This window comes from Candidatus Brocadia sapporoensis, from assembly GCF_001753675.2.
GTDB classification, from domain to species: Bacteria; Planctomycetota; Brocadiia; order Brocadiales; family Brocadiaceae; genus Brocadia; species Brocadia sapporoensis.
In genome coordinates this window covers 1-9036 of record NZ_MJUW02000118.1, presented here as the reverse complement: position 1 = coordinate 9036, position 9036 = coordinate 1, and the positions used below count along the sequence as shown (strand labels likewise).

The window sequence follows — 9036 nt, the reverse complement described above, 5'->3', positions numbered from 1 at the left end:
ATAACGATATGCTATAATCATGACATCCCTTCGGGATTACAGAATCAATATTTTGTTCACTCATAGGGTTTGTGAGCGAATGTACGCTGAATAGTTACAATATAAGAGGCTATGGATTTGTTCAATTGAATATCCGAAAAAGTGTGACATGGCACACGAGTGTGCCGTTATACATGCATGTGATGTTACACTAAGAATATACGCGGATATCGTTTGTTATGCTTTACACCTCAAAATATTATAGACGGTAGCCGGCTTATTTATCCCCTTTAGTTTAACATTTTTAATTTCCTCTGTTTCTACTATGTCTTTTATTTCCGACAAGGTGCGTGCGGTAATCAGGATTTGACCTGGCTTTGCTTCCACCTGCAATCTGTGTGCAATGTTAACCTGATGGCCTATAACCGTATAATTCATCTGGATTTCTGAGCCAATATTTCCAACAGTAGCAAATCCGGTGTTTATCCCAAAATAGATATCAACGTCGCATCCGTGTAAAAGCCAGTGTTTACGCAATTCACAAACCTTTTCACGCATGTCAATAGCCATCCTGACAGCCCTCTCAGCGTGATTGTCAACCATGATGGGGTCGCCAAAAAAGACAAGAATTCCGTCTCCGATGAATTTGTCAAGGGTGCCTCCATACTTAAAAATGATTTTCGTCATTTCTGCGAAATATTCGTTTAATAAGTTCACGGTATCCTCAGGCTCCATATGCTCAGACGCCTCCGTAAAACCTTTTAGATCAGAAAAGCATATCGTCAATATTTTTCTGGCATTCATCAGATATTTATCACTGCCGCTCGAGATAATGCTTTCAGCAATTTGCGGTGAGACATACCTTTTCAAACGTAATGTCCTCTGGATTTCTTCTACGTGTCTTTTTACCTTGTCCTCCAGAGACCGGTTGAACTCTTCAATCAATGTGTTTCGTTCCCTGAGGGTCTCGTTCAGCTTGATATTTTCTCTGATGTTTTTATACGATTCTACTGCGCCGGCGACCGTGTCGAGGAGTTGTTCCGGGTCGCTGCCCTTTACCACATAGGCATGGGGCCGAAAATGTCTGCGGATGTCGATTCTTTTTTCTCTTTCATCATACCCGGTATGAAAGACGATAGGAACGTATTGATTTTTCGACTTGATAATTTCAAAGACCTCAAGTCCCGATATATCCGGCATGTTGATATCCAGCACCACTGCAAAAACGGCATCGTGAAATTTATCAATGGCCTCTTTTCCCGCTCCGCAAGTCAGGACATCGTATCCTTCTTCCTCCAGCATCACAGCAATGGTTTGTAACATGGAAAGATCGTCATCGACTATCATAATGCAGGTTTTATCAGATATTTCATTCGACATTTTTATTGTCCTCTGGTAACAATCCAGGAAAATATTCTCTGTCACAGCCAGTGTCGTCGTGTCAGGTAATTGCAACAGGTAATTTAACGGTAAAAGTGGAGCCCTCTCCGTCTTTGCTCTTTAGATCAATGCATCCCCCATGTCTCTGAATAATACTAGAACTGACAGCCAGGCCCAATCCGAGCCCGTTGGGTTTTGTGGTGAACAGGGGTTCAAAAATTTTATCTTTTATGGTGTCCGGTATCCCGCATCCGGTGTCTGTGAAAGTAACATTTAAAAAGTCATTTTCTTTTTCTGCGTGAATCGTTAATTGTCCACCCGTGGGCATGGCATCGCATGCATTTTGGACAAGGTTGATAAATACCTGTTCGATTTGAGTTGCGTCTACGTATAGCAAGGGCAGGGGATCTTCAAACTGCATAACCTTTTTAATTTTTTCCGGTATTTCGAGTCTTGAGAGAGAAGATTCGAGAAGAGAGCGAATGTTCGTGAGAGATACGGTAGGTTTTGTCGTTCTTGAAAAGGCAAGGAGGTCATTAACAATTTTCACACTTCTCTCTGTTTCTTTCTCGAGAATATACGTCAGTTGAGTTAAATTTTGGTTATCCGTTAACGCATCGGTATCCTTTATCCTCTTTTTTAGGATAAAAAGTGCGTTTCTCATGACACCCAGGGGATTTCGTAATTCATGCCCAATGCCTGATGCCAGTTTTCCAATGGCAGCTAATTTTTCAGTGCGCACCAGACGCTCTTGCGCCTCTTCCAGTTCTGTATTTGCAAGAGACAGGCGTTGTACATTTTCCCGTAACTGCGCCATAATCTTTTCTTTTTCATCGCATAGTCCTCTGAGCGATTGGGCCATCTGGTTAAAGTTCGTGGATAGTTGCCCAATCTCATCGTTGGAATGAATTTCTACCGTACGGTTGAAATCCCCTCTGGCAATATCAAGGGTGATACTCGCCATGCGTCGTAACGGAGAAACGAGGTATCTGGTAAGAAAGAAGGTAGTAAATATCCCTCCAATGACAATAAATATCCCTAAGGGGATAATGCTTTGCCATATGATCTTATGAATCCTTTCTTCTAATTTGTGATGGGATAAACCGATTTGCACGAAGCCTAAAATCGGTTGCGCCTTTTTTCTGATCACATTCCCTTCGCCTAACATTTGTGCGGCAAATTCCTCTTCTGAGAAGGTCTGTATTTCAAGGACAGGCACTGAAAAATCACAAAATACCTCTCCCGAAGTGGTTGTAATGGAATTGCCGAGCGACGTTTCCGGACATTGTTGGTTTTTCCCGATAGTGGGGATTTCTTCCGTAATCGTGTTGATCTGCGGCGATTTTTCTTCCACCATGACTGCATGGTTATTTGATATACGCAAGTAACTTATTTCATCTTCCCTGTCAAGCTCCCGCACCCTTTTTATGGGCATATACAGGAAAGCAGGTTGTGAGGAGCGTATGGCATATTTGACTTCGTTGTCCTGGGCAAGTAACGTGACAAGGGACGTGCCGAATCTTTGGAGAACTTCTTCCTGTTGCCATTTTGAATGGATTAAAAAGAACAGACAACTAAGTGTGCCGACAATGATTATCAGCATACTCATAAAAAGGATAAGTTTCGTGCGAATGCTAAACATGGAATTCTGAAATTAAAATTATTCCGGGTAGAGAACAATATCTGGATAAGTTTGAATGGATGATAGATTTATTCCGATCAACTTTGCCGTTCGGGTATTTAAGGTTAATTTTAATTTATCCGGCATCCTGATGCCCAATGAGGTCGTCGTTGGGCTGTTTAAGAGTGTTTGGGCCAGTTGGGATGCCTGAAATCCTGTGTAGGTATAATTTGGCAGAATGGAAAGCAGCGCTCCTGCTTTTACGATGGCTTCGGAAGTGCAGAATACTGGCAGACGGCGTTCTACGCTTATATTCGAGATAAGACGGATGGTATTTTTTGTAATTACCGTACTGTCGGGTATCATCCATAAGGCATCGATTTTGTTAACGATATTTTTTAAGGCGGATTCGACCTCTTTTTCAGATGAAACCTCTGTCTTAATAAGATTGAATTGAAATATTTTTTCCAGATTGGCTGCTTCTGAGATAGTTTTTCCGGTTTTTACAGGATCATAAATTACCCCTATATTTTTATGCGGTCCCATAAGCTCTTTCAGTATGGTAAATTGATCTTTCAGCGATGCCTCTGAGGAAATGCCTGTAATATTGGTTCCCTGTAAATTGAAGCGCTCGTAATTGATGACCATGCAAAATATGATGGGAACTTGAGGGAACTGTTCCTTAACAAGAGTTGCAGCAAGTACCCCTACCGCTAAGATAACCTTGGGCGTGGGTTTGTTGTCCTTGATGTTTTCGATGATTCTTTTACCAACTTCTATGTCTCCTTCGAGATCATAAATCGCCTGAATGGAAATATTTTTCCCCTTACATCCGTCTTCGAAACCCTTTATCATTTCGTTATAAGCCGTAATTTGCTGGCTTTGGATGATGAGGACGGTATTTTCTGCGGCAATTCCGGATGGGATAACGGATGATGTCAGGAGAAGGAAAACAAGGGTAAACCAGCATACTGTGGTAGAGAATCGATACCTGTATGGTTTTCGGTATTTTTGTGCCATAGAATTATATGGTCTCCTTTTTAAGCTGCAGGTTGTTACGGTCGTATGCAGCGGCCGTCTATTTACCTGTTATTGGAGAGTTTCGTCCTTATGGATGAACTGCTCGGTTTCATTCACAGGATCTTCCCTGAAACTGCACTACACCGTAATTTTACCGAGTTGCCGGGTGTTGCAAGAGCAGTATGATGATCTATCCGAACGAGTCAAAAAACAAAATCGATACACGAAATTCGTAAATCAGCCCTGACAGAGTGAATTTTATTTGTATTTTTTACCAAAATGTCACTAATGATTAACGGAATACACTACGGTATTTATTGAGAAGGATGTGCTTTAACATATTTTTATTTCTGTAACATCTTTAATACCGTTTCCGGCAAGGTCTCTCTATTGTCATAATTTACCATTACAAGCGTTACGTCATTGCGCCTTTTTATCTCTTCAGTAAAGGCATCATCGCTTTCTTTGATTGTACAAAGAAGGGTTTTATCGCTGTTGAGGATTTTCTTTACCAATTCCCTGAATTTTATTGAAAAGAGTTCCATGGTTCCAATTTCATCGATCACTACAATGGATTTGTTCCTTATAGCATCTTCCAATGCTGGTATGGCAATCTTTTCAAAAGAATCGAGATCGACCCGATATTTGCCAACTTTATAATTGCTATTACACTCAATATGAGCAAGAATACCGTCCGAACCCTTCATCGTGACAATCCTAAAACCCATACGTCTGTCCATAACACGGATTTCCTCGGTAAAGAATCCCCCGGCATCCATTCCTAGCAGAGGTATTATCCTTTTAATTAGCGATGTCTTTCCTATACCCGGCTTCCCTGATAATAAAATATGCTTCTTCATGTCCGGCTTTGCTTTATAAACTTGTGATAATTCATCAAAGGCTGCTTCGCTGTTTCATTTTTTGAGTTCATGCTTAGTGCTTTTAAGCGATACATCTATTGACTGAGCGCTTTGACAATAGTCTCTCCAAATTTTTGTGCTGCAGCAGGACCACTGGCAGTAATAATGTTCCCATCTCTTTCTACATCGGCGCCAGTATAGTTCGCACCACCAGATTTTATGTCTTGTACTGTTGAAGAATAGGTGGTGGCCTTTTTATTCTTTAGTAAGCCAGACTTTGCAAGCGTTACCGGCGCAATGCAAATAGCCCCTACAATCTTTTTTGCGTTATTTGCATCATTTGCGATCTTATGGGCAGTTGGATCGTCCCAATATTCGTTAGCACCGGAACCTCCAACAAATATAATGGCATCATAATCTGCCACACGAATGCCGGTCAACAAGATATCGGGTTTTACTTTTGCCCCCAGCATACCTGTAGATTCTTTTAATGAGGAAGAAGAAACAGTAACAGATACACCGTTTTTTTCCAAAACTTCCTTAGGTTTTAATAACTCCTCGTCTCTAAAATTATTACTGGCAATAATCATTACGGCCTTTTTTCCTTTTGCAGATTGCATAACATTATCCCCCAGTAAATGGCTAATAAAAATGTTTGATAAAAGAAACAGCACACATATCAAGCCTGGTAAAAAAACCTTATGTCTCACAGCGGTATCCCTCACAATCCTCGCCCGGTAGTTTTGGGCATTTTTATTTCTTTAAACTCTTTCCGAGTTCCTTCTCTACCACCAATACTTTATGTTCGAGCATCTTTGTTTTTTTGTCCTTCCGCTCATCTATCTTTACCGTAGTATACACCCTTTCCGATAACTCCAGCATCTTGTTATGACATTTCTTGATCAGATCAAAAACCCGGTCACTCTCCCCTTCGACGAGCGTACCCATGGCATGGAGCTTGTACTCCAAACCACTTTCGTCAATGATTTTGACAATGCTGGCAACGTGGCCGGCGAGATCAATTCCCTTTCCGATAGGAATCACACTAATCTCTGCAATCATTCGACACCTCCTTCAAAGGTTTTATTTTCTAAGATAACATGATACTGTCTGCTTTTGTCCGAAGGAAATTTTCTGTTTCTTCGGTAAAATTTTTTGTTATGATATAGTCTCATTAAGTATTTTAGCTATTAATCGCTCGATTTTCAAGCATAAGACAACCCGGGGGATATCGCATTTATCCGACAGCACGGCGGAAGCTGCAATCTGGTCCCCTTTTTGAAAATAGAGATTTTAGCGGTACCCTACTCCTCTCTGCTGGCGTTATTCAACTGTAGAATGGAACACGGGATGATCTAAAAAACCACTTAAGGCCAATCCGCCTCCGCTGTGAATCATGAGTATATTCCCTTCCAATCGCTTGTCGGTAATCGTTTGCCGCGCCGTAAGAAACAGCTTGGCGGAGTACACGGGATCGGCAAGTATTCCATCCTCTCTGGCAATACGCTGTATTTCCCTAAGAATAGTCCTATTGGTACTTCCAAAGGACCTGGCGGTTACAGGATAGTACAGATGGTAGTCCGGTAATGAAACAGGAAAAATCTGCATGACCTCCCCGGTGTATTGAATAACCTGCGATAATCCCGATTTGAAATCCTCAAACAAACCTGCAAGTACCACGATATGAAATACTGTTTTTCTCTCAAGGGCAGCGGCTCCGGCCAGCAAAGACTGTGCAACCATCCCGGTGCCGGCATCGATAAAAATATGATCGAATCGGACACCAGCTTCCCTTTCATTGCGAAGGATATCAACGAGCAGGCTGAGAGCGCCTGGTACGGCTAATGGATGATGCGCCCCTTCAGGAAGAACGAAAATCTTTATTCCTTCAGACCTTCTTTTCTCTGCGTAGTTGTTTGCCAGGGCTGCGCAATCTGCCCACCGGGAGCGTGAAATCCAGTGGATCTCATTGTCGTCAACAAACAACGAGAGTAATTTTGCATTCCCCTGTTTTCGATGTGGCGGGCCGAGAAGAAAGGGGGTTATTCTGATATTATTTTCTGTAAGCGTCTGAGCTGCGGAAAGCACATTATTTGAATGCGCCCCGCCAATCACCACCACTTCCCCGATCCCTTGTTGTTTTAAAAAAGGTATCACAGAAGCATGTTTGCGCAACTTGGTCCCCGACACTCCAAAACTCAGCTCATCGTCCCGTTTGACCCATATGTCAGAGCGGCCAAACCATCGCAATCGATGTATGCGGCTATGCAGATGAAATGCTTCAGCCGTACCCATCTGGCAGGCGTCTGCTACCTTTCTATAAAGTTCATTCTCTTGAATCACGGTCATGCATTCGTTGTTAAGAAAGAGGAATTTATCGTACACAATTATATCAAAGAATACCATGACTGAATATGTGGAAATTTTACTGAGAAATGGACAACGGGCATAATCCGGGAAGTCGTAAAAGATAGGGGATCATTTGCCGTTCTGCGCAATATGTGATGAAATAACCTTGTCGATTTACGAACTCCACCTTCAAGCAAACTGGCTACGCTGACTCATGATCACAAAGGTCGATAAGGAGGTACAAGCTTAGTCAAGAATGGTTTACCTGCGATTCTTTCGGGAGAATTCCTGGCAGAAATCCAAGAAGAAATGGATATTACCTCAGGCGGAGTTCTTCGCACGCACTATCGGAGTATCGCCAATGCGGTTTTCACATATAATCAAGAGGGAAAAGCCTTCCCCTTCATTCCTCGCCAGCGGGTGACAAAAAGTCCTCATGGAAACATACCCTTGTAGAAATAGGACAGTGGTATTCGGATGCTTACGTTAAAACATCGCAATTTCTAAACATAAAATTGCCAACCATCATTGTTACGAAATATCGTAAGCATAAATACTTATTTTCGTAATTATTTAAAATTCCGTAAGTATATTTATCGATGTTTTATAAGTCACAACCAATTGATATCACTGTTGTTGAGCTTCGAATGAAGGTATTGGCATATAGTTTGTTTTTTAAAAAATGCAAAACGAGAAGAAGTTGATGTAATGCCGTTCTATCTTCTAGGGTTATTGTGAAGGGAGGCTGATAATATGAATGAAGGTTTGCAAGATTGTCAGAAGACCGTGACAGGATGTATTGTTACACAATAAACGTTTTTCAAAGAGGGTTTACAATGAAGGTTCATATTTCAAAGATAATGGCATTGCTCCTTGTCGCAGACATATCAACCGGCGTTTTTGCAGCGAACGGGAACAGGGGAGATTGGGGGTTGATCCTAAAAATGCTTTAATTGAGGGCGAAATAACTTCAATCGATCTCGATAAGAGGATACTTTATGTAAAGAGAAGAGATGAACCAGTATTTTTCTGTGAACTCACAGAATTTTTTCAGGGAGATATTTCACTGCCAATAGAAAGGGTATTCCATGCCGTAAAATTCAGCAACGACCAGAAAATAAATGTGGCTGATGTCAGCGTGGAAGACCTGATTAAATCCAGATACAGCAAATTCAGCGATGGCAAGATATACCTGGATACTTGCCTTGTAGGAAAATATCTGAGTTCTCGGGATGTCGCAGGTAGTAAAGACACTACCTTGTTGTCGGAAAAATGGGTTTTGTCCATTACTCAGAATGGAAGGCCTTAAACAACCATGTCACAAAGACACTAATATCTTAGGTTATTGTGTCTTTGTGACTGGAGAAGGTGAGGACAAAAATGTCAACTACACTTTATCTGTTAAAAAGATCGCCGGTTCTCTTTCTGATGCCGTTTGCAATATATCTTTTCCCAATGGCTTTTTATGTCATTATCGTACTGAGTATCGGGAACATACTGCATCTGTTTGGCAGGGCATACTATTTTCGATACAAATATTTTTTGTGTGGGAAAAGCAAAGAAGAGATACCACGGAGGAGTATTGCCAGGTTTTATGCGAAAACACGGGAAAATATGCATAGCTGTATAAAAATTTGCCGGAGAAAGGAGGTCGTGAATATGCTTATTAAACATTTTGTTTCATAGAAGTTCTGTTGAATGCATGAGAGTTGGTTATTTTATACCACTGTGAGGAAGTGAAAAAGGAGGATGCGATGGGTAAATTTTGGAAGTTAACATTAGCGTCGGCATTAATAGGTTGTGGAGCGATGGGGGTGGTTGGCAACC

At 41.5% G+C, this 9036-nt stretch carries 9 protein-coding genes; 2 read left to right on the top strand and 7 right to left on the bottom strand.

Annotated elements, in window-relative coordinates; genetic code table 11:
* Window positions 1-216: 216 nt before the first annotated feature.
* The 7 genes from BIY37_RS12150 to BIY37_RS12120 all read right to left on the bottom strand — a co-directional run bounded on the left by BIY37_RS12150 (window position 217) and on the right by BIY37_RS12120 (window position 7209).
* The gene (locus tag BIY37_RS12150) at window positions 217-1359 is read right to left on the bottom strand and encodes an adenylate/guanylate cyclase domain-containing response regulator (RefSeq protein ID WP_143299271.1); all 1143 of its coding nucleotides are present in this window, start codon (window positions 1357-1359) and stop codon (window positions 217-219) included.
* Window positions 1360-1420: 61 nt separating this feature from the next.
* Window positions 1421-2968, bottom strand: coding sequence for a sensor histidine kinase (locus BIY37_RS12145; protein ID WP_179129398.1), 1548 nt, complete (start codon window positions 2966-2968; stop codon window positions 1421-1423).
* A 51-nt stretch (window positions 2969-3019) separates the two neighbouring features.
* A complete protein-coding gene (locus BIY37_RS12140) occupies window positions 3020-4000 on the bottom strand; it encodes an ABC transporter substrate-binding protein (RefSeq protein ID WP_070068110.1) in 981 nt (326 codons plus the stop codon).
* Window positions 4001-4344: 344 nt separating this feature from the next.
* A complete protein-coding gene (locus tag BIY37_RS12135) occupies window positions 4345-4860 on the bottom strand; it encodes an NTPase (protein WP_070068109.1) in 516 nt (171 codons plus the stop codon).
* A gap of 95 nt (window positions 4861-4955) precedes the next feature.
* Complete coding sequence (locus tag BIY37_RS12130) at window positions 4956-5480, bottom strand: DJ-1/PfpI family protein (protein ID WP_070068114.1); 525 nt, start codon at window positions 5478-5480, stop codon at window positions 4956-4958.
* Between the two features lie 133 nt (window positions 5481-5613).
* Entirely contained in the window at window positions 5614-5922 is a 309-nt protein-coding gene (locus BIY37_RS12125; RefSeq protein WP_070068108.1) for an MTH1187 family thiamine-binding protein, read from the bottom strand.
* Between the two features lie 261 nt (window positions 5923-6183).
* Window positions 6184-7209: a pyridoxal-phosphate dependent enzyme gene (locus tag BIY37_RS12120; protein WP_179129397.1), complete on the bottom strand. Its 1026-nt coding sequence runs from the start codon at window positions 7207-7209 to the stop codon at window positions 6184-6186.
* 799 nt (window positions 7210-8008) lie between these two features.
* Here BIY37_RS12120 and BIY37_RS12115 point away from each other — a divergent pair.
* Window positions 8009-8518 (top strand): hypothetical protein, encoded by a 510-nt coding sequence (locus tag BIY37_RS12115; RefSeq protein ID WP_070068107.1) that lies wholly within the window; start codon window positions 8009-8011, stop codon window positions 8516-8518.
* Window positions 8519-8589: 71 nt separating this feature from the next.
* Window positions 8590-8895: a hypothetical protein gene (locus BIY37_RS12110; RefSeq protein WP_070068106.1), complete on the top strand. Its 306-nt coding sequence runs from the start codon at window positions 8590-8592 to the stop codon at window positions 8893-8895.
* The last annotated feature ends 141 nt before the right edge of the window (window positions 8896-9036 follow it).

Coding starts and splice junctions, on each gene's coding strand:
- BIY37_RS12150 (WP_143299271.1), bottom strand. CDS start 1,359: ATGTCGAATGAAATATCTGATAAAACCTGCATTATGATAGTCGATGAC.
- BIY37_RS12145 (WP_179129398.1), bottom strand. CDS start 2,968: ATGAGTATGCTGATAATCATTGTCGGCACACTTAGTTGTCTGTTCTTT.
- BIY37_RS12140 (WP_070068110.1), bottom strand. CDS start 4,000: ATGGCACAAAAATACCGAAAACCATACAGGTATCGATTCTCTACCACA.
- BIY37_RS12135 (WP_070068109.1), bottom strand. CDS start 4,860: ATGAAGAAGCATATTTTATTATCAGGGAAGCCGGGTATAGGAAAGACA.
- BIY37_RS12130 (WP_070068114.1), bottom strand. CDS start 5,480: ATGCAATCTGCAAAAGGAAAAAAGGCCGTAATGATTATTGCCAGTAAT.
- BIY37_RS12125 (WP_070068108.1), bottom strand. CDS start 5,922: ATGATTGCAGAGATTAGTGTGATTCCTATCGGAAAGGGAATTGATCTC.
- BIY37_RS12120 (WP_179129397.1), bottom strand. CDS start 7,209: ATGACCGTGATTCAAGAGAATGAACTTTATAGAAAGGTAGCAGACGCC.
- BIY37_RS12110 (WP_070068106.1), top strand. CDS start 8,590: ATGTCAACTACACTTTATCTGTTAAAAAGATCGCCGGTTCTCTTTCTG.